The organism is Streptomyces tsukubensis (assembly GCF_003932715.1).
Classification (GTDB): Bacteria; Actinomycetota; Actinomycetes; order Streptomycetales; family Streptomycetaceae; genus Streptomyces; species Streptomyces tsukubensis.
The window spans coordinates 3,018,091-3,040,219 of record NZ_CP020700.1; the positions used below are offsets into that span (position 1 = coordinate 3,018,091).

The 22,129-nt window shown below is 70.9% G+C and carries 22 protein-coding genes; 7 read left to right on the forward strand and 15 right to left on the reverse strand.

The window, feature by feature from the left end; genetic code table 11:
• Positions 1 to 67: 67 nt before the first annotated feature.
• From B7R87_RS11635 to B7R87_RS11645, 3 genes are all read right to left on the reverse strand, one after another.
• Positions 68 to 1,594, reverse strand: coding sequence for a serine/threonine-protein kinase (locus tag B7R87_RS11635; RefSeq protein ID WP_130585049.1), 1,527 nt, complete (start codon positions 1,592 to 1,594; stop codon positions 68 to 70).
• A complete protein-coding gene (locus B7R87_RS11640) occupies positions 1,591 to 2,181 on the reverse strand; it encodes a hypothetical protein (RefSeq protein WP_006348832.1) in 591 nt (196 codons plus the stop codon). Before B7R87_RS11640 ends, B7R87_RS11635 begins: the two co-directional genes overlap by 4 nt.
• A gap of 208 nt (positions 2,182 to 2,389) precedes the next feature.
• A complete protein-coding gene (locus tag B7R87_RS11645; RefSeq protein ID WP_130585050.1) occupies positions 2,390 to 4,510 on the reverse strand; it encodes an N-6 DNA methylase in 2,121 nt (706 codons plus the stop codon).
• A gap of 274 nt (positions 4,511 to 4,784) precedes the next feature.
• On the opposite strand from B7R87_RS11645, the gene B7R87_RS34080 reads away from it, so the two are divergent.
• Both B7R87_RS34080 and B7R87_RS11650 read left to right on the forward strand, forming a co-directional pair.
• Positions 4,785 to 4,919 (forward strand): hypothetical protein, encoded by a 135-nt coding sequence (locus tag B7R87_RS34080; protein WP_269847452.1) that lies wholly within the window; start codon positions 4,785 to 4,787, stop codon positions 4,917 to 4,919.
• Between the two features lie 99 nt (positions 4,920 to 5,018).
• Entirely contained in the window at positions 5,019 to 5,819 is an 801-nt protein-coding gene (locus B7R87_RS11650; RefSeq protein ID WP_006348829.1) for a hypothetical protein, read from the forward strand.
• Between the two features lie 112 nt (positions 5,820 to 5,931).
• On the opposite strand, the gene B7R87_RS11655 is transcribed toward B7R87_RS11650, so the two are convergent.
• Complete coding sequence (locus B7R87_RS11655) at positions 5,932 to 6,684, reverse strand: HNH endonuclease family protein (RefSeq protein ID WP_006348828.1); 753 nt, start codon at positions 6,682 to 6,684, stop codon at positions 5,932 to 5,934.
• A 142-nt stretch (positions 6,685 to 6,826) separates the two neighbouring features.
• Here B7R87_RS11655 and B7R87_RS11660 point away from each other — a divergent pair, with 142 nt between their 5' ends.
• Together B7R87_RS11660 and B7R87_RS11665 are read left to right on the forward strand one after the other, a co-directional pair.
• A complete protein-coding gene (locus tag B7R87_RS11660) occupies positions 6,827 to 7,243 on the forward strand; it encodes a DUF4259 domain-containing protein (RefSeq protein ID WP_006348827.1) in 417 nt (138 codons plus the stop codon).
• A gap of 145 nt (positions 7,244 to 7,388) precedes the next feature.
• Complete coding sequence (locus B7R87_RS11665) at positions 7,389 to 7,937, forward strand: DUF6879 family protein (protein WP_006348826.1); 549 nt, start codon at positions 7,389 to 7,391, stop codon at positions 7,935 to 7,937.
• 66 nt (positions 7,938 to 8,003) lie between these two features.
• Here B7R87_RS11665 and B7R87_RS11670 read toward each other — a convergent pair whose 3' ends face one another.
• The 3 genes from B7R87_RS11670 to B7R87_RS11675 form a co-directional block, all read right to left on the reverse strand.
• Positions 8,004 to 8,819 (reverse strand): S1 family serine peptidase, encoded by an 816-nt coding sequence (locus B7R87_RS11670; RefSeq protein ID WP_045853049.1) that lies wholly within the window; start codon positions 8,817 to 8,819, stop codon positions 8,004 to 8,006.
• Between the two features lie 338 nt (positions 8,820 to 9,157).
• Complete coding sequence (locus B7R87_RS33100) at positions 9,158 to 9,322, reverse strand: hypothetical protein (RefSeq protein ID WP_164516015.1); 165 nt, start codon at positions 9,320 to 9,322, stop codon at positions 9,158 to 9,160.
• Positions 9,319 to 9,585 (reverse strand): H/ACA ribonucleoprotein complex subunit GAR1/NAF1, encoded by a 267-nt coding sequence (locus B7R87_RS11675; RefSeq protein WP_006348823.1) that lies wholly within the window; start codon positions 9,583 to 9,585, stop codon positions 9,319 to 9,321. The genes B7R87_RS33100 and B7R87_RS11675 overlap by 4 nt, the downstream gene beginning before the upstream one ends.
• Positions 9,586 to 9,691: 106 nt before the next feature.
• Here B7R87_RS11675 and B7R87_RS11680 point away from each other — a divergent pair, with 106 nt between their 5' ends.
• The 3 genes from B7R87_RS11680 to B7R87_RS11690 are packed head-to-tail and all read left to right on the forward strand — an operon-like array spanning position 9,692 to position 10,958.
• Positions 9,692 to 10,528 (forward strand): helix-turn-helix domain-containing protein, encoded by an 837-nt coding sequence (locus tag B7R87_RS11680; protein ID WP_040916036.1) that lies wholly within the window; start codon positions 9,692 to 9,694, stop codon positions 10,526 to 10,528.
• The gene (locus B7R87_RS11685) at positions 10,525 to 10,740 is read left to right on the forward strand and encodes a DUF397 domain-containing protein (RefSeq protein WP_006348821.1); all 216 of its coding nucleotides are present in this window, start codon (positions 10,525 to 10,527) and stop codon (positions 10,738 to 10,740) included. The genes B7R87_RS11680 and B7R87_RS11685 overlap by 4 nt, the downstream gene beginning before the upstream one ends.
• 14 nt (positions 10,741 to 10,754) lie before the next feature.
• A complete protein-coding gene (locus tag B7R87_RS11690) occupies positions 10,755 to 10,958 on the forward strand; it encodes a DUF397 domain-containing protein (protein WP_006348820.1) in 204 nt (67 codons plus the stop codon).
• Between the two features lie 68 nt (positions 10,959 to 11,026).
• Here B7R87_RS11690 and B7R87_RS11695 read toward each other — a convergent pair whose 3' ends face one another.
• From B7R87_RS11695 to B7R87_RS34085, 8 genes are all read right to left on the reverse strand, one after another.
• Positions 11,027 to 11,437, reverse strand: a complete 411-nt coding sequence (locus tag B7R87_RS11695; protein WP_006348819.1) for an Ig-like domain-containing protein — start codon at positions 11,435 to 11,437, stop codon at positions 11,027 to 11,029.
• Between the two features lie 61 nt (positions 11,438 to 11,498).
• A complete protein-coding gene (locus tag B7R87_RS11700; protein WP_006348818.1) occupies positions 11,499 to 11,912 on the reverse strand; it encodes a hypothetical protein in 414 nt (137 codons plus the stop codon).
• Entirely contained in the window at positions 11,909 to 12,508 is a 600-nt protein-coding gene (locus B7R87_RS11705) for a hypothetical protein (RefSeq protein WP_164516016.1), read from the reverse strand. Before B7R87_RS11705 ends, B7R87_RS11700 begins: the two co-directional genes overlap by 4 nt.
• Entirely contained in the window at positions 12,505 to 13,011 is a 507-nt protein-coding gene (locus B7R87_RS11710; RefSeq protein WP_040916034.1) for a hypothetical protein, read from the reverse strand. The genes B7R87_RS11705 and B7R87_RS11710 overlap by 4 nt, the downstream gene beginning before the upstream one ends.
• Positions 13,012 to 13,252: 241 nt before the next feature.
• Positions 13,253 to 16,783: a transcription-repair coupling factor gene (gene mfd / locus B7R87_RS11715; RefSeq protein ID WP_006348815.1), complete on the reverse strand. Its 3,531-nt coding sequence runs from the start codon at positions 16,781 to 16,783 to the stop codon at positions 13,253 to 13,255.
• A 299-nt stretch (positions 16,784 to 17,082) separates the two neighbouring features.
• The gene (locus tag B7R87_RS11720; RefSeq protein ID WP_006348814.1) at positions 17,083 to 19,656 is read right to left on the reverse strand and encodes an ABC transporter permease; all 2,574 of its coding nucleotides are present in this window, start codon (positions 19,654 to 19,656) and stop codon (positions 17,083 to 17,085) included.
• Positions 19,653 to 20,441 (reverse strand): ABC transporter ATP-binding protein, encoded by a 789-nt coding sequence (locus B7R87_RS11725; RefSeq protein WP_006348813.1) that lies wholly within the window; start codon positions 20,439 to 20,441, stop codon positions 19,653 to 19,655. The genes B7R87_RS11720 and B7R87_RS11725 overlap by 4 nt, the downstream gene beginning before the upstream one ends.
• Before the next feature lie 740 nt (positions 20,442 to 21,181).
• On the reverse strand, positions 21,182 to 22,117 hold the full coding sequence (locus B7R87_RS34085; protein ID WP_006348812.1) for a cellulose-binding protein: 936 nt from the start codon (positions 22,115 to 22,117) through the stop codon (positions 21,182 to 21,184).
• Between the last annotated feature and the right edge of the window lie 12 nt (positions 22,118 to 22,129).

Below are 22,129 nucleotides of genomic sequence, written 5' to 3' on the forward strand. Positions count from 1 at the left end.
CTCCCCGGGAAGCGTACGGCATGACGGCCCCCCGGCCCGGACCCCGCGGGGCGGGCCCCGGCAGGCGTCAGCGGTTGAACTGGCGCTGGCGTTCGAGGGCCCGGCGCAGTTCGACGGGGAGCTGGTGGTACGGCCCGTGGACGCGCTCGGTGTCGTACAGCAGGGCCTGCAGCTCGTGCCGGGCCCCGGCGTGGTCACCGACGGCGAGCAGCAGGTTCCCGATGCGCTGCCGGACGTCGAAGGCGCGGCCGGTGTCCCCGGCGTGCTCGTAATAGGGGAGGACCGCGCGGTACTCGGCGATGGCCGCGGCGGCCTCTCCGAGCTGTTCCAGGCACTGGGCGGCGTCGTGGCGGAACTGGAGGGTCTGGGGGTCGGCGGGCCCGGCCTCGGCGGCCCGGTCGTCCGCGAGCCGCCGCAGTTCGGGCAGGGCGCGGCGGTACTGGCCGTCGTCCATCAGGGTGGTCGCGTACTGCTTGCGCAGGATGCGGACGACCGGGGAGTGCTCGCCGTGTTCGGCGGCGGCGGCCGGGAGGATGCCGCCGAGGATGTCCACGGCGCGGGTGATGCTGCCCTCCCCGAGGGCCTTCTTCACCTCGTCGACGGCGGCGGCCACATCGGGTCCGCGGCCGCCGTGCGGTGCGGCCTCGGGGGGCCGGGGCGGGGGCGGCGGGGTGACGGCGGCCCCGGCGCGGTCGGGCCAGGGGGCGTGCGGGCGCAGGAAGGGGCGGGTGGGGTCGAGGGGTCCGCCGGGGTTGCCGTGCCGGGGCAGCAGCGGTGCCAGCGCCGCGTACACCTCCTGCGCTCCGGAGGGCCGGTGCTGGGGGTCCTTGGCGAGCAGCCGCAGGACGAGCTGTTCCAGGGGTTCGGGGATCTCGGGGCGGACCCGCCGGACCGGCAGCGGGGGCTCGTAGAGATGGCGGTGGAGCACGCCGAGCGCGGTGGAGCCCGCGAAGGGGACGTTTCCGCTGAGGAGTTCGTGCATCAGCACACCGAGGGCGTAGAGATCGGTGTACGGGCCGACGGCGCCGCCCATGGCCTGTTCCGGGGCCATGTAGGCGGGGCTGCCGATGGGGGATCCGGTGTGGGTGAGGCGGGTGGTGTCGGTGTCGATGACGGAGGCGACACCGAGGTCGAGGACGGTGACCGTACCGTCGGGTTTGACCATCACGTTCCGCGGTTTGAGGTCGCGGTGGACGATCGGGACGGCGTGGACGGCGGCGAGCACCGCGCAGAGCTGGGCGGCGACGCTGACGGTCCACTGCCAGGGGTACGGCTCGTGTTCGGCGAAGTGGTCGGCGAGGTCGGCGCCCTCGACGTACTGCATCACCAGGTACAGATCGTCGCCGTCGCTGCCGGCGTCGTGGACGGTGACCAGACCGGGGTGGGTGACCTGGGCGGTGACGCGGCATTCGCGGACGAAGCGGCGGCGCATCTCGTCGGCGCCGGTGCCCTGGGACATGCGGTCGGGGCGGAGGAGTTTGACGGCGACCCGGCGGTCGAGGCGGTCGTCGTAGGCGGTCCAGACCTGGCCCATACCGCCCTGGCCGATGACGGTGGAGAGTTCGTACCGGTCCGCGATGACACGTCCGTTCACGGGTTCTGCTCCCGGCGGTCCTTGCGGAGGTAGTCGCTCAGCTCGTCGAGTTCGGCGCGGACCTGGTCGATCCGGGGCGCGGGCCCGGCCGGTGCGGGGGGCACCGGATTCACGCGGTGCGCGGGGTGCGCGGGGTTTACGGGGTGCGCCGGGTTCACCGGGGGATATCCGTAGCCGGGGCGCTGGGGCGGATAGCCGTAGCCGGGGGCGGCGGGGCCCTGCGGGGGCGGGCCGAATCCGTAGCCGGGGCCCGCGGCCGGGCCGCCCTGGTAGGGCTGCGCGGACGGCCCCCGCTGCCGCTCCGCCTGGAAGCGCGCGTCGACGACGAGGTAGTAGACGGCGACGGTGAGGGCGACGGTGAGGAGTCCGAGGCCGGTCAACAGGTCGACGGTGTTGCCCTCCGTCGAGTCCGGGTCGGAGCCCCAGAAGCCGACGGTGACGAACAGGCCCATGGTCACCAGGCAGCAGACCACGAACAGCAGCCAGTCGACGCCCCGCCGCAGGAGGAGGGCGATCCGCAGCATGGTGAGCCAGGCGAGGGTGCCCCAGGAAGCGACGGCAAGCAGCACAAAGAAGATGCGCAGCATCACGACCGACGTTGTCGAACGCGGTTTCGCACGCGGTGGGCCGTAGCCGGGGCCGTGCATTCCTGCTCCTGGGGACGAGGGCCTGGTACGGACGAGGGTATACACCGGCGGCGGCACCGTCCCGGGGTATCGGGGCACGGAGTGCCGGGCCGGGCCGCGCTGTCGGTTCCGGGCGGCCGCCGGGGCGCCGGGGCGGGCCCGGCGGGAGTTACTGCCCGCGTTCCGGTTCGACCGTGCCGTCGGTGAGTCCGTCGTACAGGCCCTGGACGAGCTGCTCCCCGAGCCGTCCGGCGAGCCGCAGGGCGTCCTCGAAGGCGGCCAGGGCGCGGAACCGGTCGCCGTAGCGGCGCTGGTCGGGGAGGGGGACCCGGGGCAGTTGCAGCCTGCGTACGTCGAGCCGGGTCGCGGTCGATGCGTAGCTGCTGGCCTGCCGGGTGTTGGCGGTGCCGCGCAGGAATCCGGCGAGGAACCAGGGGTCGAGGGCTTCCGGTGCGGGGCGCAGGAGCTGGAGGTTGCGGCCGAGTACGGCCCCGGCGGTGGTCTCGTCGACGACGCGGACGACGGAGGCGCCGCCGAGTACGGGGATGACGACGTCTCCGGCGCGGGTGCGGACGGGCTCGTCGTCGGGGGTGTCGGGCAGGACGCCGGTCGGCGGGGTGCCCGCGATGACGTCGTGTTCGGTGAGGACGGTGTCCCGGGCACCCTGCGGGGTGCGGCCGTGGTGGCCGCCGCCGGGCAGGGCGGAGCCGGTTCCGGCGCGGATGGTGAGGGCGCCCGCGCGGGCGAGTTCGCCGACGGTGGTGGAGGGCCAGGGCGCCGGGTGGGTGGGGGCGGCGGGTGAGGGCGTCAGCTCGCCGGTGAGGCGCAGGGTGTCGGTGAGGCGTTCCCGTACGCGCTCCAGCTCACCGGCGTCGCCGCCGGTGGCGGCGGGCGGCACATGGCGGGCGGGGGCCAGGTCGACGTCGTCGTCGAGGAGTTCGATGACGGGGACGGCGCGGCTGATCCCGGCCCGGTCGGCGCTTCCGTCGGCGCTGCCGTTCTCGTCGAAGGGCTGCCAGATGTCGAGGACGGTGTTGTGCACGGCCTGCCAGTCGACGCGGTCGCGGCCGCCGCCGGTGCCGCCGATCTCGACGGTGTCGACGACGAGGAGTGCGGCGGGGGGCAGCCGGCCGGGTTCGGGCCTGCGGAGCACCCAGAGGTGGAGCGGGATGCCGTACGGCGGGGCGGCGCCCGCGGGCAGGGCGATGACGGCCCGCAGGGCGCCCCGGCGCAGCAGTCCGGCGCGGATCCGGCGGCCTGAGCGGCGGGAGGCGGCGGCGGGCGGCATCAGCAGGACGGCGGTGCCGCCGGGCCGGAGGCGGGCGAGGGCGTGCTGGACCCAGGCCAGTTCGGATTCGGTACGGGCCGGGAAGCCGTACTCCCAGCGGGGGTCGTACCCCAGCTCGTCGTGGCCCCAGTTCCGCTCGTTGAACGGCGGATGGCAGAGCACGGCGTCGGCGTGGGTGTCGGGGAAGGCGTCGGCGCGCAGGGTGTCCCCGGCGCGCGCGGCGACGGTCACCGGGGGTTCGCTGTGGAGGGCCAGCCGGAGTGCGGTGAGGGCGGTAAGCGCGGGGTCGCTGTCCTGGGCGAGCAGGGCCGCGGGGTGTTCCACGGCGCGCAGCAGGGTGCCGGTCCCGGCGGCGGGGTCGAGCACGGTGGCGCCGCGGGCGGTGTCCGGGGGTACGGCGAGGGCTGCCATCAGGGCGGCGGGCCCGGGCGGGGTCGGTGTGTACTGGCGGATGTTGGCGTCGAGGAAGCGGCCGAGGAGGAACTCGTACGTCTGGCGCGGTCCCAGTTCGGCGGCGAGTTCACCGACGGAGCGCAGGAAGGGCATGGCGGCGGGGGCCGGGGTCCGGCCGCCGCGCAGGGCCGGGGCGAGCGCTTCGAGCCGGTCGTCGCCGAAGCGCTGGGCCAGGAGCTGTTCGACGGCGGTGGGCAGCAGTTCGGCCATCCGCCGGTCGTCTCCGGTGATCAGTTCACGCCAGAGGGCGGGCCGGTCGCGGACCAGGAGGAGGACGACACCGGCGCCGGTGAGATCGGCGGCGGCGGTCGCGGGGTGGTCGGCCAGTTGTTGCCAGACCCGTTCACGGAGCGGGACTTCGGCCAGTTTGCCCTGGTCGCGCAGCCAGCGTTCGACGTCGGAGAGCGCGAAGGAGGGGCTGGTCTCGGTGCCGCCCACGGGCTTGGGGAAATCGGGATGGCGGCGGCGCCAGTTGCTGACGGCGGCCCGCCCCACCCCCGCGAGCCGGGCGATTCCGGCCGCGGTGACTTCGCTTGCGCTCTCGGGCACCTGACGGCCTCCGTGATGATCCGTTCCGACGGTCCTCGGAACCGGCTGTTGTGTCGCCGATCATACCGAGCCCCACACGAGAGCCCCCTTCACATGGAGCAAAAACCACTTCAACACTTTTCCTGTTGACTCGGTTCACAGGCTCTGTTCTTATTGACCCAGCACTTCACGGCCGCCTCGGTCCGCCTGGAGCGCGGCGTGAACACCGCCGTTCCTGTTCGTGTTCGGCGCCGCTCGTCGTTGATCCGCCACCACCACCCGGAAGGGCACGCCCATGCCGTATGACACCCAGCAGCCTCCGCTCGGCGCGACGGCCCGCGCGGCCCGCTCCGCGACCGACCCCGACTGGGAGCCGGGAGCGGAGCCGGGGTGGGGCGGCGCTCCGGGCCGGGGTCCGGCGGCGCCGTAAAGCAGGGCGGGGGTGCGGCGAGTACGGGGGTCCCGCCGCGCCCCGCCCTTCCCTCACCACCACCACTGTGTTGCCGTTGCCACGATCGGGAGAATCACCATGCCGCTTCTGCCTCACCACCGCCGTCGCCCGATCGCGGTGACGGCCCTTGCCGCGGCGCTCGCGCTGACCGCGACCGGCTGCCTCGGCGGTGACGACAAAGCGAAGGGCCCCTTCGACGGCAAGCCGGACCGGGAGATCATCGACACGGCGATCGCGGCCACCAAGTCCGCCCGGTCCCTGACCCTCACCGCGGAGGGGTCGATAGCGACGACCCGGGCGAAGAAGAAGGAACCGATGAAGTTGCGCGTCGCCGTCCACCAGGGCGGCCGGTGCAGCGGCACGATGTCCGTCGCCGGCCAGGGGAGTGTGGAGTTCGCCGGCAACGGCAAGGACACCTATCTGCGCCCCGACGAGCAGTTCCTGCGCTTCCATTTGAAGCAGCCCGACGAGGACGGCCCCGGCGTCTCGGGCCCGGAAGCCGACGGCGTCGTCAAGTTGATGAAGGGAAAGTGGCACAAGGCGGACCCGGCGGAGCCCGACTCCAAGGAATTCACCGAGTTCTGCGATGTCGACAGCCTGCTGGCGGACTTCGGCTCCGGGACCAGCGCCGGGGTGAAGCAGGCCGGTGAGGCCGCGGTGGACGGGCGGAAGACGCTCAAGTTCACCCAGGGCGCGAAGAACGAAGAGGAACTGCACGTCGCCACCGAGGGCAAGCCCTATGTCCTCAAGCTCACGGGCGCCCCCGAGGACGAGAAGGACGGCGAGCTGATGACGGCCGTGCTGTCCGACTTCGACAAGGCCCCGCTCCCGAAGATCCCGGCCCCGGCCGAGATCGTGGACCCGGACAAGCTGGGCTGAGCGGAGCCGTAGGAGACCGGAAGGTCTCGCCATGGACGGGAGCGGGGTGCACCACGACGGGGAGGTCGTGGTCCACCCCGCTCTCCCGTGTCCGGCACGGGTCAGCCCCCGCTCAAGAGCCGCACTGCTTCAGCATCATGTTCCGGTCCGGGGCCGTGACCGGCAGCGCGTACTCCTTCGCCACCTGCGCGAACCGCACCGCGTACGCACAGCGCACCCCCTTGTTCGGCGGCAGCCAGGACGCCGGGCCGGAATCCCGTTTGGCCTGGTTGGCCCGGCCGTCGACCGGCAGCAGATTGAGCGCGTCATTGGCGAATCGTTCCCGCTTGTCCGCGGGCCAGCGCGCGGCGCCCATCCGCCAGCCGTACGCCAGCGGCACCACATGGTCTATCTGCACCTCGGCGGCCTTCGCCTTCTTCCAGACGATGTCCTTGCCGGTGTACGGATCGGCGAGGGTCATCGCGACGACGACGCAGTCCGAACCGTCCCGGAACCGCAGTTCCCGCCCGTCGCGGCGGAGGAGGTCGTTCCGGGTGTCGCAGCCGTTGCGGGCCAGCGGCACGCCGTCGGCGGTATCGCTCCAGGCCCGGCCGAACTTCTCCCGCTCGTAACCCGTCCCGGGCCCGCGGCCCTTGGTGGCCAGCGACCCGATCAGCTTCCGGGCCGCGGCCCGGTCCCCGTCCGCGACGGGCGCGAGCCCGGGGCGCGTACCGTCGGGATTGGCGAGCGGCCCGACCGCGCCGGGTCCGCTCCCGCGCGCCCCCTCCGCATCCGGCGACGTATCGCTCTCGCATCCGGTGAGCAGCACGGCCGCGCCGAGCAGGGCGATCGCATACGTTATGGGGGTCTTGCGACTGTTCTCCACCTCCGCAGCGTACTGACGGCGGCAGCCTGGTGACGCCCCTGGCAGCGGCATTGTCGGTGCCCCGTGTCACGATCGGACCGAGCACATATCAGGGGCGGGGCAGGCACGGTGACGCGCCGGCCCCCAGGGGAGGGACAGCACCATGGGCGCCTGGGACATCGGACCCTTCGACAACGACACGGCGGCCGACTTCTCGGGCCACCTCGACGACGCGGAGCCGGAGCAGCGGGAGGAGCTGATCCGCCGCACCCTCACGGAGGCCGCGAACACGTCCGTATCGGACTACCTCGACAGCTACGAGGGCAACCGCGCGGTCGCCGCGGCGGCGCTGGTCGCGGCGCAGTGCCCGGAGGGCGAGACGGTCGACCCGAGCTACGGCCCGAAGAAGCCCGTCCCGGTCCTCTCCCCCGACCTGCGCCCCTTGGCGGTCGCGGCTCTGGACCGGATCACGGCCCCGGATTCGGAGTCCGCGGACCTGTGGGAGGGCGAGGACGCGGTGGAGTGGCGCAAGCAGGTGGCCGGGATGCGGGCGATCCTGGTGGCGGAGCCCGCGCAGTAGGGACGGGGAAGGGCCCGGCGCGGTTTCTCCGCCGGGCTCCGTCGCGCGCCCGTGCGCAACTCCTCGACCCCACCTTTGCATATTGACCGGGCTGCGCGACGCCGGAAGCATGGCCGCGGAGTGACCGGCAACAGGAGAGGAAGCCATGGGCGGGCCGTTACAGCAGAGTTCCGGAGAGAATTCTCTGCTCACAGGCGAGGATTTCGGACGCCTTTTCGATACCTTCGAGCAGACGGCGTTCCGTCTGGAGACCCTGGACGAGTACGACGTCGAAGAGGAACGCGAAGAGATCGCCCGGTTCATGGCCGGGGAAGACATGGGCCCGGAGTGGGCAGACAACCCTTGGGTACGGTCGATGACCGACAAGGGCAAACAAGTCTCCCGCGTTCATGTGCTGAAGTCTCCGCTCACCGACTACCTCCGGTACGAGCTGTCCGCCTACCCCGGGAACATCACCGCCGGGGAGACCATCGGCATCATCGACCAGTCGGAACAGACGGTCTCAGGACTGCCCGGGCACGATTTCTGGCTTTTCGACGACCGGCATGTCTACCGGATGCACTACACCGAAGCCGGAGCGTTCATCGGCGGTGAGCTGCTGCCGGTGGAGGTACTCCCGGAATACCGGGGATATCGCGACCGGGCTCTGGCCGCTGCCGTGCCGTTCGCCACCTACTGGGAGCGCCACCGCTGACGGAGTTCCCGGGGAGCAGTCGCGCAGGGCTCTGCGGAACGTATCCCGTGAGCCCTGGGCGAAACGTCAGATGCCGGTCTTGGTGGTGATCCAGGATCGGTAGGCACCGGTGTTGGTGTAGACGGACGGGTACCTTCCGTTGCAGCTGCTCACACCCCAGCTCACCACGCCGATCACCCGGCCGTTCCGGGCCAGCGGGCCGCCGCTGTCGCCCGAGCACGCCGACAGGCCGGCCTCCCTGTCGAAGGTGCAGAGGTGGTTCACCAGGCTCAGGTTCTGGCCGTACCAGCGCAGCCGGCATTCGCTCATGGCCAGGACGGTCACCGTGGCCTGCTGGAGCATGTTCGGTGATTCACCACTGCCATTGCGTCCCCAGCCGGTCAGCGTGGCACTGCTCCCGGCGGGAACCTCCGGCGAGTCCGGGAGCGCGATCGGCTGGACCAGCGAGGTGAAGGCAATCGGCGTGCTCACCTTCAGGAGCCCGATGTCGTTCGGCGTGCCTGCGGCATTGCCGTTGTAATCCTCGTGGCGGATGGTTTCCTGCACGGGATATGCGGTGCCCAACGGGGCCAGGGTGTTCGACCCCACCACGATGCGCATTCTGCTGGCGGGTGAATCCAGACAGTGGGCCGCGGTCAGCACCCACTGGGGTCCGATGATCGACCCGCCGCAGCTGTGGTACCACTGGCCGCCGCTGAGGCGCTGCAAGGAGACCTGGTACGGGTACGCCCCCGCCGGGGCATCCGTCCCGCCGACCACCTGGACAACCGGCGGCTCCGGTTCCGCCGACGCCGTACCCGCTCCTCCCAGCAGACCGGAGGCCAGCAAAACGCCCACCAGAGCCGAAGCTATCCGTCCGAACCAGCCGCCCGTTCGTGCCATGCGCACTCCCCTTCCCGCCGCGTCTCAGCCCGGGCCGTACCCCCACCAGCACACGAACAGACCGTTCCAGCGGCGAAACCACACAACAGAGGTACGACAGGTGACCGATTACGGGTCGAGCTCCTCGTCCGGAGTGGGCCCGGCTCCGTGCTTCAGCGCGCACGGCGGGCAGGCGTAGTACACGACCGGGGGCCCACTGGCCCGCTCGACTGAGCCGACGGCGACGGGTATGCACGTCTCGTTCCCGCAGTGGACGCACCGGGCACCGAAGGGCTCCGGCGCCTGAGACAGGAGCGCGTCACGTGTCATCCGTACACCTCTCTCCGTCCCTGCCGCCGTCACAGCGAGGGCTGCGATTCGGGCCGGTGGCCGAACTCCTCATGTCGGCGGCGGAGAACACGGCAGTCGGCGGCACGGGAGTGGTCACCCGCGCGTTCCGCCCGCTCCTCCTCGTCCGCCAGCTCGCGGCAGGTCTCGCACGCTGTGGTTTCGGAGTCCGTCATGCGGGCTCTCCTTTGCTGCTGCGCTGGTTGGCCTCGGCCACGGCCGGGGCGAGGACATCGGAGGCGGTCGCCGGCCGCAGGTCGTCGGGGTGCGCGTCCCATTCGCATCCACCGTTCAGCGGGCGCAAGTAGTAGCGGGACCCGAACCGGTCCATCACCCGGCCGATCCGCTTCAGGGCCGTATCCCTCACGGTGTCTCCGATCCGCGGCTTCCAGGGGGCGGTGGATTCTTCGGTGCGCGCAAGGTCATGGGCAGCGGGCATGACCGCTCCTTTCCGTAGCGTTTCCACTACACGGAGCTTCAGAGTTGCCTAGAGTGAAAACTCCTTCAACTTGCGCCAAGCGAAGGAAGGGACGGTTTGTTGCGCCATGAATCTCAAGGAACTGAACCCCGAGAGCAGCCCGCAAGCGGCATTCGGCGCCCGATTGCGCAGCGCGCGAGAAGCACGCGGCTGGACGCAGGAGGAGCTTGCCGAGCGGACCGACTACTCCAGTCAGCATGTCTCCGCGGCCGAAACCGGCCGCAAACCGCCGACTCTGCGGTTTTCGAGAGGTCTTGATGTCGCCTTCGGATTCGAAGGGACAACCGAATCATTCGAACGCGCTTGGGGCGAACTCCGGAACGGTGTGCTTCTGGAGGGGTTTCCGGAGTTCGTCGGCTACGAGTCGCGTGCCGTGGAAATCCGGCTCTACGAGATCGGGATCGTCCCGGGTCTGCTGCAGACGCCGGAGTACGCCCGCGTACTGGTCGACGCCGCTGTGCAGCGGGGCAGCATCACGCCGGAGTTGGCCGAGGAACGGATCTCGTTCCTCACGGAACGGCAGACGGCACTGATCCGCCCCCGGCCACCGATGGTGATCGTGGTGATGGACGAGAGCTGCATCCATCGGCAAGTGGGCGGCCCTGCGATCATGGGCGCACAGCTGGACCGGCTGGTCCAGTTCGCCGAGGCCCCGAACAGCATGGTCCAGATCGCGCCCTACGCCATCGGGGAGCGCCGCCCGTTCAACTATCCGCTGACCGTGCTCACGCTGCAGGACCGGTCCGTGGTCGCCTATGCGGAGTCCCAGACTCAGGGCCACTTCGACCGCCATGCGCCTTCCGTACTGCCGCAGTTGACGGCCTACCATCAACTACAGGCCGTCTCAGCCTCACAGGCGGAATCCGTGGCCATGATCAACGAGGTACGAAAGGGCATCCCGTGACGTCCACGACCGAATCCCCCCGCTGGTTCACGTCCTCCTACAGCGACAACGGAGGCCAGTGCGTCGAGGTGGCCGCCAACCTCGCCATAACCGACGGCATCGTCCCCGTCCGCGACTCCAAAAACCCCACCGGCCCCGCGCTCGCGCTCCCGACAAGTGCCTTCGCCACCTTCGTGGAGGGCATCAAGAGCGGGGACCTGGACACCGTCTGAGGAAGGGGCTCGCCATGACCGAACCGCAGTTCTTCACGTCCTCGTACAGCGACAACGGCGGCAACTGCGTCGAGGTCGCCGCCAACCTCGCCATAACCGACGGCATCATCCCCGTCCGCGACTCCAAAAACCCCACCGGCCCCGCCCTCGCCCTCCCCGCGAGCGCCTTCGCCGCCTTCGTCGCGGGTGTCAAGCGCGGGGAGTTCCGGGTCGGCTGACCCCGTACGCGTACCGCAGTGACACGGCCCCGCCGCCCCGGATCCCGGGGCGGCGGGGCTTCACCGTGTCAGTCCACGATGATCTCGAAGGACACCCGGGCCTCCTGGTCCTCGGTGGCGGCAGTCACCAGGAACGCGCCCTGGACGCTGCCCGCCGTGAGGGCGGGGGCGGTGGCCCGGCCGTCGGCGTCGGTGACCACGGTGGCCGTGGTCGCGCCGCCGGGGAAGGTGAGCTTGTCACCGGGGGTGGTGAAGGTGATCGTCGCCCCCTCCACCGGACGGAAGTCCGAGTCGAGCGCCCGGGCCGTCAGGGCCTGGGCAACCGGCTGGCCGGGGGCGACGTGCTGGCTGTCGCCCGCGACGGCCCGGAGGTAGTTGACGGGTACGGCGGCCGGGGCCGCCATGGAGGCTGCGGCCGGGGTGGCCGTCGACGGAGCGGCCGCCGCGCCGAGGAGCAGGGCGCACGCGGTGGCTGCCACAACGGCCGTGAGGCGGGCCGGTGGTCTGTACATCTGGGTGGGCCTTTCGGTGGAGTGGGGGTCAGCAGACCCGGAACGACTTGAGCCCGTGCCAGGTCCCACCGCCGAAGGGGGCGATCGGAACCTCGGCTCCGCCGTAGTTGGGCTGGGGGTATCCGCAGTAGCGCAGCAGCGTGTTGTTGGTGTTCGAGTCCGCGCTGGCGATGCTTCCTCCGCCGCTGAACTTCAGCGCGCCGACGTCGGGGACGTCGGTACCGGGCAGCACGGCGAAGGAGAACCACTTGTGCTGTGCGGCGTGGTAGAAGCAGAACCAGCCGACCGGGCAGGACGGGCCGTTCTCACCCTGCTCGTTGAGGATGTAGACACCCGGCGGGTTGGTGGCCGCGGCCGCCGCGTCGGCGGTCGGCAGGGCGATGAGCGCGAGGGTCCCGAGGGTGACCCCGGCGCGCCGGACGAGAGTGGCGACAGGGGTCACTTCTTGGCCTCCAGGGGCGGGAGCGCTACGGCCCAGTCGGCCTTGCCGACACCGGGCACCTCGACGGTTACCGGGCCCACGCGCTGGTACCGCTGGGCGGGGGTGTCGCAGCCGAGGATGCGCTCGTAGTAGCCGGTGACCTTGACGATGTCCAGGCCCACGTAATAGGTGAAGCCCTTGCCGGGATCGACCTTGTAGTGGACCTGCGTCTCCTTTTCGATGGAGTTCGTCTGGGTCATGTTGAAGCTGTACCGGGTGGTCAGCGTGGTGTTCATCTCGGCGAAGAACGCCTTGAAGCCGGCGGTCACCTCCAGGCCGATCTCCATCGAGTGGCTGAAGGTCCGGGTGAGGGACTCCTTCACCGTCTCGGTCCGTTCGAGGTCGACGTTGCCCGCACGGTTGTCGTAGACGAACTTGTCCGCGACTACCCGCTCGTGGATGGGCTCACCCACCTGGTCGAAGTGCCACTGGTCGTCGCACTCCACGTCCCACGGCTCGGCGGCGGCAGGCGCGGCGGGCGTCAGCAGGGCTGCCGCCAGGGCGCAGATGCCCAGCGCGGTACGGGAGCGGCGGAAGCCCGCGCGGGGACGGTTCACGAGTTCCACGGCGACCCCAGCAGTGACATCGAGGCGGCCTTGTCGGCCGGATCGGTGGTCCAGAAGACCAGGGAGTTGGCGTTGGCGAGCTGGAGGTCGGCGGAAACGGTCTGCTTGGATTTGATCTGCCGCCAGACCAGGTTGTACGTGGCCTTCATGCCTGCGACACAGGCGTTCCAGTCGTCCGCGGTTCCGCTGTCGCAGTCGTAGATCACCACGGAGATGTCCCGCTGCGCGCGATTCGTGTTGGTGAAGGTCAGGCGCTGGAACTCCTCGCCGTCCCGCGTCACTCGGCAGGTGCCGATGGTGCCGCCGGTCACGGCGAAGGTCGTGGGGGTGGTGCACGTCGGCTCCGCGACCACCGCTGCCCGGCCCCCGCCCGGAGACCCCGAGGCGGAGGCGGGCGCGGCACTGATCAGAGTGGTGACGCACAGCGGTACGGCCAGGAGCGCGGCCGTACGGCCGCCACGTTTTGTCCGCGCAGCGGACAGCAATCTGGACATGATCCTCCCAAGGGGAAGCGGGGTGGGCGATGGGCTCCGCGCGACAACGGCCGGTGCAAAAGGCATCCCGGCCGTCCGGTCGTCGCGGACGCCGATCAGAAGAACTCACCACCGATCACAAATGATCATGACGCGGCCGTGCGAACACCCGGATGGCCCGCACCTGTTCCCCGGGCGGCTCCATACGAAGGGGCCCGTACGGCCGCCCGGAAGCGGTCGTACGGGCCCCGGAAAAACCCTTCTAGCTGCCCAGAATCGTGGTCAGGAATTCACCCGTCCACGCCAGCAGCTCCCTTCCCACCACCGGCTTTCCGCCGATCTTGCCGGTCGTCGGGCGCGGGACCAGGATCTGGTTCATGGCCGGCTTCACCACCGTCCGCGGATAGAGCCGCATCAGGCGCAGCTCCTGCGATTCCCGCAGTTCCACCGGGGCGAAGCGGATGTTGTTGCCCTGGAGGACGATCTCGCCCACGCCGCAGGCGCGGGCCAGCATCCGCAGACCGGCGACGAGGAGGAGGTTCTCCACCGGCTCGGGCAGCTTGCCGTAGCGGTCGGTCAGCTCCTCCCGTACCGCCTTGACGTCCTCCTCCGAATTGGCCGCGGCGATCGACCGGTAGGCCTGGAGACGGAGGCGCTCGCCAGGGGCATAGTCATGCGGAACATGCGCGTCGACCGGGAGTTCGATCTTGACCTCCAGCGGGGGCTCCTCCTCCGCGCCGCCCTCCAGGGACGCCCGGTAGTCGGCGACCGCCTCGCCCACCATCCGTACGTACAGATCGAAACCGACGCCCGCGATATGGCCGGACTGCTCGCCGCCGAGGAGATTGCCCGCGCCGCGGATCTCCAGGTCCTTCATCGCCACGTACATGCCCGCGCCCATCTCGGTGTGCTGGGCGATGGTGGCGAGGCGTTCGTGGGCGGTCTCGGTGAGCGGCTTCTCCGGCGGGTAGAGGAAGTACGCGTACCCCCGCTCCCGGCCCCGGCCCACCCGGCCGCGCAACTGGTGCAGCTGCGACAGTCCGAAGTTGTCGCCGCGCTCCACGATCAGGGTGTTGGCGTTGGAGATGTCGATACCGGACTCGACGATCGTCGTCGACACCAGGACGTCGAACTTCTTCTCCCAGAAGTCGACGACGACCTGTTCGAGTACGTTCTCCGACATCTGGCCGTGGGCGGTGGCGATCCGCGCCTCCGGCACGATCTCCCGCAGCCGGGCCGCCGCCCGGTCGATGGACTCGACCCGGTTGTGGATGTAGAAGACCTGGCCCTCGCGGAGGAGTTCGCGGCGGATCGCGGCGCCGATCTGCTTCTCCTCGTACGGGCCGACGAAGGTGAGGACGGGGTGCCGCTCCTCCGGCGGGGTGGTGATCGTCGACATCTCGCGGATGCCGGTGACGGCCATCTCCAGGGTCCGCGGGATCGGGGTCGCGGACATCGTCAGTACGTCGACGTTGGCGCGGAGCTTCTTCAGCTGCTCCTTGTGCTCGACGCCGAACCGCTGCTCCTCGTCGACGATGACCAGCCCGAGGTCCTTGAACTTGGTCTCGGACGAGAACAGCCGGTGGGTGCCGATGACGACGTCGACCATGCCGTCCCGCAGTCCCTCCAGGGTGGCCTTGGCCTCGGTGTCGGACTGGAAGCGGGACAGGGCGCGGACGTTCACCGGGAACTGCGAGTACCGCTCGGAGAAGGTGCCGAAATGCTGCTGCACCAGCAGGGTCGTCGGGACGAGGACGGCGACCTGCTTGCCGTCCTGGACGGCCTTGAACGCGGCCCGTACCGCGATCTCCGTCTTGCCGTAGCCGACGTCGCCGCAGATCAGCCGGTCCATGGGGACCGACTTCTCCATGTCCTCCTTCACCTCGGCGATGGTGGACAGCTGGTCGGGGGTCTCCGCGTACGGGAAGGCGTCCTCCAGCTCCCGCTGCCAGGGGGTGTCGGGGCCGAAGGTGTGGCCGGGGGCCGCCATCCGGGCCGAGTAGAGGCGGATCAGATCGGCGGCGATCTCCTTGACGGCCTTCTTCGCCCGCGCCTTGGTCTTGGTCCAGTCCGCGCCGCCGAGCCGGTGCAGGGTGGGGGCCTCGCCGCCGACGTACTTGGTGATCTGCTCCAGCTGGTCGGTGGGGATGTAGAGCCGGTCGCCGGGCTGGCCGCGCTTGGCGGGGGCGTACTCGACGACGAGGTACTCGCGGGTCGCGCCCTGGACGGTCCGCTGCACCATCTCGATGTAGCGGCCCACGCCGTGCTGCTCGTGGACGATGTAGTCGCCGGTCTCCAGGGTCAGCGGGTCGATCGTCTTGCGGCGGCGGGTCGGCATCCGCCGGCCGTCCTTGCCCGCGGCCTTCTGGCCGGTGAGATCGGTCTCGGTGAGGACGGCGAGGCGGAGCCCGGGGTCGATGAAGCCGTAGTCGATGGAGCCGGTCGCCACCTGGACGACTCCGGGGGCGATCTCGGTGAGGTCGGTGTCGAGCCGGGCCGGGACGCCCTCGCCGCCGAGGACCTCGACGGTGCGCGCGGCCGGGCCGTGGGCCTCGGTGACGAAGACCGTACGCCAGTTGTCCGCCAGCCAGCCCTTGGTGTCGGCAAGGGCGCGGGCGGTGTCGCCGCGGTACGAGTCCGGGGCGTGCATCCCGAGTTTGACGGTGTCCTCGGACAGCTCCTCGTCGGCGGCGAAGGGCGCCACCGTCCACCACATCATGTCCAGTTCACGGGCCCGGTCGCGGACGTCCGCGATGCTCCACAGCGACGCGGCGCCGACGTCGATGGGCGCCTCGCCGCCGCCCGCGGTCGCGGCCCAGGAGGCGTGGAGGAACTCCCGCGAGGTGGCGACCAGGTCGGCCGCCCGGGTCCGGACCCGCTCGGGGTCGCAGACCAGGGTCATCGCACCGTCCGGGAGGACGTCGAGCAGCAGCTCCATATCGTCGACGAGGACCGGCGCAAGGGACTCCATGCCCTCGACCGCAATCCCCTCCGCGATCTTGCCGAGGAGTTCGCCCAGCTCGGGGTGGGCCTCGGCAAGCGCGGCGGCCCGCTCCCGGACCTGGGGGGTGAGCAGCAGCTCACGGCAGGGCGGCGCCCACAGACCGTGCTCGGCAACCTCCAGCGACCGCTGGTCAGCGATCTTGAAGTAGCGGATCTCCTCGATGTCGTCGCCCCAGAACTCCACCCGGAGGGGGTGCTCCTCGGTGGGCGGGAAGACGTCCAGGATGCCGCCGCGGACGGCGAACTCGCCGCGCTTCTCGACCAGCTCCACCCGGGAGTACGCGGCGGCGGCGAGCGCGTCGACGACCTCGTTCAGATCGGCCTGCTCGCCGGTGCGCAGGGCCACGGGAACCAGCTCGCCCAAGCCCTTGACCTGCGGCTGGAGTACGGAGCGGATCGGGGCGACCACAACGGAGACGGGCCCTGTGGCCGGGTCGTCGGCGGAGGGGTGGACCAGCCGGCGGAGCACGGCGAGCCGACGGCCCACCGTGTCGGAGCGGGGCGAGAGGCGCTCGTGGGGCAGGGTCTCCCAGGCGGGGTACTCGGCCACGGAGTCCTCGGGCAGCAGGGAGCGCAGGGCCGCGGCCAGGTCCTCGGCCTCGCGGCCGGTCGCGGTGACCGCGAGGACGGTCCGCCCGGCGTCCCTGGCCAGCGCGGCGACGGCGAAGGGCCGGGCGGCGGGCGGCCCCACCAGATCCACGTGCATCCGTCCCGCGCCACGGGCGGCCTCGACGGCCTCGGCGAGCGCGGGGTCACGTACGACTGCGTCCAGCAGACCGTGCAGGCTCATGAAAGACGTTCCATCCCGGTGATGCGATCCGACGGGTACGGGCAGCGCTGCGGCTAACGGGCAACGCGAACGACCCGGCACGTGCGACGGGCCGGGGTCTCCCCAGCCTACGCCCGCGCTCCGGGCCCCGCGCGCCCGGCGACGGGGACCGGCCACGGTCCGTGACGGGTTGCTGACGACGTCCCGCAGGCCCCGGCAGCCCAGGGCGTCCCACGGCCCGGAGGCAGCGCGGCAACGGGCCCGGTGGCCGAGCGGAATGCTCGGTCACCGGGCCCGGTCACTGCCGACACCGCCGGGGGCTACTCGCTGGCGATCGCGTTCAGGACGTTCATCCGGCCCGCGCGGAACGCCGGGACCAGCGCCGCGAAGAGGCCGACGAACGCGGATCCGACGAAGACCGTGACGATCGTGGGCCAGGGGATCTCCAGGACCCCCAGTCCTTCGAGCGCCAGCAGCTTCTGCGCCGCGGTGCCCCAGCCCATGCCGAGACCGAGGCCGAGCAGTGCGCCGAAGAGGGCGATGACCACGGACTCCAGGCGGATCATCCGGCGGAGCTGGCGGCGGGAGAGTCCGATGGCCCGCATCAGACCGATCTCACGGGTCCGCTCCACCACCGACAGCGCCAGGGTGTTCACCACACCGAGGACGGCGACGACGATCGCCAGGGCCAGCAGACCGTAGACGAGGTTCAGCATCTGGCCGACCTGGTCCTTCAGGTCCTCCTTGAAGTCGGCCTGGTTGGAGGCCTTGTACTGCGGATACGGCTCCAGGGAGGTCTTCAGCGCCTCGTACGCCGCCTTGGCCCGGCCGTCCTTCGCGGAGGCGAAGAGCATGAAGTTCTGCGGCAGCTTCTCCGCGGGTATGTGGCTGCGGGCGGTCTCCGTGCTCAGGATGATCGCGCCCTGCTCCATGGCACTGTCGTCGGAGGTGATCGCCCGTACGGTCAGCTTTGCGGGCTGCGCGCCGCTGAAGGCGACGGTCAGCTCGGAACCCAGCTTCAGTCCGTGCTTCTCGGCGTACTCCTCGCCGACCGACAGGGAGTCCTTGCGGTAGGCGTCCGACTGCTTGCCCGCGACCATCTTCTTCCGGAGGTCCTTGGCGTACGTCGGGTCGGTGGCGACCAGCGTCATCTTCGCGGAGGTCCCGTCAGGGGCGGTGACCTTGGCGGGGATGTCGCGGTACTCGGTGACGTAAGCGATGCCTTCCGTCTTGCGCACAGCCTCCAACGCCTTGGGCACGACCGGCTGGCCCGGCTGCGCCTGGATGATGAAGTCCGCGCCCACCGACTTGTCCAGCTCCTCCGTCGCGGAGGCCACCATCGACGAGCCGACCACCGAGAGGCAGGCGACCAGCGCGAGCCCGATCATCAGCGCGGCGCCGGTGGCACCCGTACGGCGCGGATTGCGCAGGGCGTTGCGCTCGGCCATCCGGCCGACCGGGCCGAAGGCGCGGAGCACCACCACGCTGAGGGCGCGGACGACCACACCCGCCAGCAGCGGGCCGATCACGATGAAACCCAGCAGGGAGAGCACCACACCGCCGGCGAGGATCATGGAGCCCTCGGACGCCTTGTCGGCCTGGGTCGCCGCGATCAGACCCAGGGCACCGCCCGCGGTGAGCAGCAGCCCGACGGCGGCCCGCACCCAGCCGGACTTGCCGTCGGCCGGGACGCCGGTCTCGCGGAGCGCGGCCATCGGGGAGATCCTGCTCGCCCGGCGGGCCGGAACGTACGCGGCGACGATCGTCACGACGACTCCGAGGACCACGCCGACGACCGGGGTCGTCCACTTCACCGTCAGATCGTCGGTGGAGAGGTTCATCCCCATGCTGCCCATCAGCTTCATCAGACCGACGGCGATACCGACACCGGCCGCGACGCCGAGGGCGGAGCCGACGATGCCGAGCAGCACGGCCTCGATGAGAACGGAGCGGTTGACCTGCTTGCGGCTGGAGCCGATGGCCCGCATCAGGCCGATCTCACGGGTGCGCTGGGCGACCAGCATGGAGAAGGTGTTGACGATCAGGAAGATGCCGACGAGGAGAGCGATCCCGGCGAAGCCGAGCATCGCGTACTTCATGACGTTGAGGAAGGAACCGACGTCCTTGCGGCCCGCGTCGGCCTCCTCGTCCGCGGTCTTGAGGTCGTAGCCCGCGCCGAGGGCGGCGATGAGGTTCTGCTTGGCCCGGACATCGGAGACGCCGTCCTTCGCGGTCACCGCGATCTGGGTGAAGAGGCCTTCCTTGCCGAGCAGTTGGCGCTGCGCGGTGGCGGTGTCGAAGACCACCATGGCGGCACCGGGGTTGGTCACCTTGAAGGCCATGATCCCGCTGATGGTGGCGGTGAAGTCGCCGTCCACCGTGATGGTGCGGATCGGGTCACCGATCTTCAGCTTCTTCTTCTTGGCGGTGTCCTTGTCCACCATGACCTGCGTGGGGCCGCGCGGGGCCTGTCCGGAGCTGATGTCGAAGGTCTTCAGATCGACCTTGGTCCAGTTGCCCGCGATGGTGGGGCCGCCGCCGGTGGCGCCGATGTTCTTGTTCTTCTTGTCGACGATGGTCACGGCCGTGGTGTGGACCATGCCGATGGCTTCCTGGACGCCCTCGGCCGAGCCGGCCTTCTCCACCAGCGACGCGGGCAGGGTCTCGGGGCGGCCGGTGGCCGGGGCGTCTTCGTCCTCCTCCGCCTCCTTCGGGGAGACGGTGACATCGGACGAGGTGACCGCGAACAGCTTGTCGAACGTCGTGTTCATGGTGTCGGTGAACACGAGGGTGCCGCAGACGAAGGCCACCGACAGGAGCACGGCTACCGCCGACAGCGCCATCCGCCCCTTGTGGGCGAAGAAGTTTCTGAGGGACGTCTTGAACATGGTCACGAGGTACGCCCCCGGGCGTCGAAGTCCTTCATACGGTCCAGCACGGCCTCGGCGGTGGGCCGGAACATCTGGTCGACGATCCGGCCGTCCGCGAGATACAGCACCCGGTCCGAGTACGAGGCGGCCACCGGGTCATGGGTGACGATCACGATCGTCTGACCCAGCTCGTCGACCGAGCGCCGCAGGAAGCTCAGCACCTCGGCACCGGCGCGGGAGTCCAGATTTCCCGTCGGCTCGTCCCCGAAGATGATGTCCGGCCTGGCGGCCAGCGCCCGGGCGACGGCCACGCGCTGCTGCTGTCCACCGGAGAGCTGCGTCGGCCGGTGCTTCAGCCGGCCGGCCAGACCGACGGTCTCCACCACCCGGTTCAGCCAGGCGCCGTCCGGCTTGCGGCCCGCTATGTCCATGGGGAGCGTGATGTTCTCCAGGGCGTTGAGCGTCGGCAGCAGATTGAACGCCTGGAAGATAAAACCGATCCGGTCCCGGCGGAGCTGCGTCAGCTTCTTGTCCTTCAGGCCGGTGATCTCCGTGTCGTCCAGGTAGATCTGACCGGACGTGACGGTGTCCAGCCCGGCGAGGCAGTGCATCAGCGTCGACTTGCCCGAACCCGAGGGGCCCATGATCGCGGTGAACTGCCCGCGGGCGATGTCCACGTCGACCTGGTCGAGGGCGACGACACGGGTCTCGCCCGAGCCGTAGGCCTTGACGATCTGCCGTCCGCGCGCGGCGACGGCCGAACGCTCTCCGGTGGCCCCGTGGGGCGAAATGGTCGTGGCCGTAGTCACGGTCGGTCTCCTCGATCGGTGAGCGGTCTGCTGTCGCCAACTGCCTTCGTGATGAGTCTGTCGGCGGAGCGGCGTCGGCGCGCTGGTGCGAGTCACCGTGTTGATGCGGGGGTTTACCCCACCCCCGTGCGCCGTAAGACCAAGTTAAAGACCGGAGGCCGGAGGGTTCGTCGTCCCTCGGAACGAATGCGGCAGGCCGTGCTCTAGGGCGCTACCCCTAGGGCCTCTCCACCCAAGGGTGGAGGCGCCCCCTAGGAGGACGGGCCGCGGATGCCGGGGTTACCCGGGGCCGGGTGTGGGGCGCGCCGGGCGCCGTGCCGGGCGGCGTGCGCCGTGTCTTGTCCGGGGAGCGCCGTGCCCGGCGGGGCTGTGTTCCGGCTGCGGGCCGGATGTGGCTTGTCGCGCAGTTCCTCGCGCCCCTGGGTTACCTGCCTCGCCGCCCCTGGAGAGTAAAGCTCCCGCGGCAAACAGAGACCCTTGGGCACCTGATCATGTCGGGATCACGTGGGAGGGGGGTGCAGGGTCGCCCCCGCAGTGGACCTGCGACAAGACCGGACGCGCTTCGGGGCAGTGCATCGCAGGCCGCGAGGAGGTGAGCCCGGAGGCCACCGACCCAGCCGCACCCGACAAGGTCGGCGACCTACGCCACGGAGTGACGCGACTCGACCGCCGGAGAAACCCGCAGCCCCCGGGCCGGGTGCCCCCAAGCCCCCCGGGCCGGGTGCCCCCGAGGGGCCCGGCTACTCCCCAGCCGGAGGCGTCACCGTCGGGAGGGTGTCCTGGAGGAGCTTCAGCGGGGCCAGCGCCTCCTCGCGCTGCGTCGCGTGCGCCGACAGGATGCGTTCCGTTTCGCGGGTCACCGCCTCCGCCTCCCCCTGCGCCCCCGCCCGCAGCGCCTCCGCCCGCGCCTCCGACTCCTCGTTCGTCCGGCGCGCGTACTCCTCCGCCTCCGCCAGCTCCCGCTCCGCCTCCCGCAACAGTGCCTCCGCCCGCTCCTCCGCGCCCGCCCTCCGCTCGTCCCCCGCGGCCGCCCGGCGTTCGGCGTCGCGGTCCACCTCCGCCCAGCGGTCGGCCTGTTCGGCCTCCAGCGCGGCGAGCATGTGCTCGGAGCGTTCCCGCATCGACTCCCAGACGACCGTCGCCTCGGCGCGCGCCGCGGTGGCGTCCCGGCGGGCGTCCATCAGGAGCCGGCCGCCCGCGGTCCTGGCGGCGGTGGTGAGGCGCCGGGCGTGTTCCTCGGCCTCGGCCAGTACGGCTCCGGCCTCCGCTCCGGCCTCTTCGGCGAGGCACCGGGCCGCTTCCTCCGCGTCACCGGTGGTGCGTGCGGCTTCGTCGCGGGCCGAGGTGCGGACGTGGTCGGCGGTCTCCCAGGTGACCGCGAGCAGTTCGCGGGCGGGGGCGCCGAGGGCTTCGTACGTCTGCGGCGGGGCGTCCTGCGCGGTCTCGCGCAGCCGGGTGAGGTCCGCGTCCATCCGCCGGGCGAGCACGGTCAGCCGGGCCACCCGCTCCCAGGCGGCGTCGCGCTCGCCGGAGAGCGTGTCGAGGTGCTCATCGGCCTGGTCGGGGCGGTAGCCGCGGCGTACGACGTCGAAACCGCGGGCGGAGACCGTGGGCGGTACGGAGGGCGGGGCGGGCGTCGAGGGAGGGTGTGGCGTGCGGGCTTCTGTGATGGTCATCCTGCGACCCCT

Excerpts from the sequence above, each read along its gene's own strand:
- B7R87_RS11640 (WP_006348832.1), bottom strand. The coding sequence starts at position 2,181 with ATGCTGCGCATCTTCTTTGTGCTGCTTGCCGTCGCTTCCTGGGGCACC.
- B7R87_RS34080 (WP_269847452.1), top strand. The coding sequence starts at position 4,785 with ATGCCGTATGACACCCAGCAGCCTCCGCTCGGCGCGACGGCCCGCGCG.
- B7R87_RS11650 (WP_006348829.1), top strand. The coding sequence starts at position 5,019 with ATGCCGCTTCTGCCTCACCACCGCCGTCGCCCGATCGCGGTGACGGCC.
- B7R87_RS11660 (WP_006348827.1), top strand. The coding sequence starts at position 6,827 with ATGGGCGCCTGGGACATCGGACCCTTCGACAACGACACGGCGGCCGAC.
- B7R87_RS11665 (WP_006348826.1), top strand. The coding sequence starts at position 7,389 with ATGGGCGGGCCGTTACAGCAGAGTTCCGGAGAGAATTCTCTGCTCACA.
- B7R87_RS11670 (WP_045853049.1), bottom strand. The coding sequence starts at position 8,819 with ATGGCACGAACGGGCGGCTGGTTCGGACGGATAGCTTCGGCTCTGGTG.
- B7R87_RS33100 (WP_164516015.1), bottom strand. The coding sequence starts at position 9,322 with ATGACGGACTCCGAAACCACAGCGTGCGAGACCTGCCGCGAGCTGGCG.
- B7R87_RS11675 (WP_006348823.1), bottom strand. The coding sequence starts at position 9,585 with ATGCCCGCTGCCCATGACCTTGCGCGCACCGAAGAATCCACCGCCCCC.
- B7R87_RS11680 (WP_040916036.1), top strand. The coding sequence starts at position 9,692 with ATGAATCTCAAGGAACTGAACCCCGAGAGCAGCCCGCAAGCGGCATTC.
- B7R87_RS11690 (WP_006348820.1), top strand. The coding sequence starts at position 10,755 with ATGACCGAACCGCAGTTCTTCACGTCCTCGTACAGCGACAACGGCGGC.
- B7R87_RS11710 (WP_040916034.1), bottom strand. The coding sequence starts at position 13,011 with ATGTCCAGATTGCTGTCCGCTGCGCGGACAAAACGTGGCGGCCGTACG.
- mfd (WP_006348815.1), bottom strand. The coding sequence starts at position 16,783 with ATGAGCCTGCACGGTCTGCTGGACGCAGTCGTACGTGACCCCGCGCTC.
- B7R87_RS34085 (WP_006348812.1), bottom strand. The coding sequence starts at position 22,117 with ATGACCATCACAGAAGCCCGCACGCCACACCCTCCCTCGACGCCCGCC.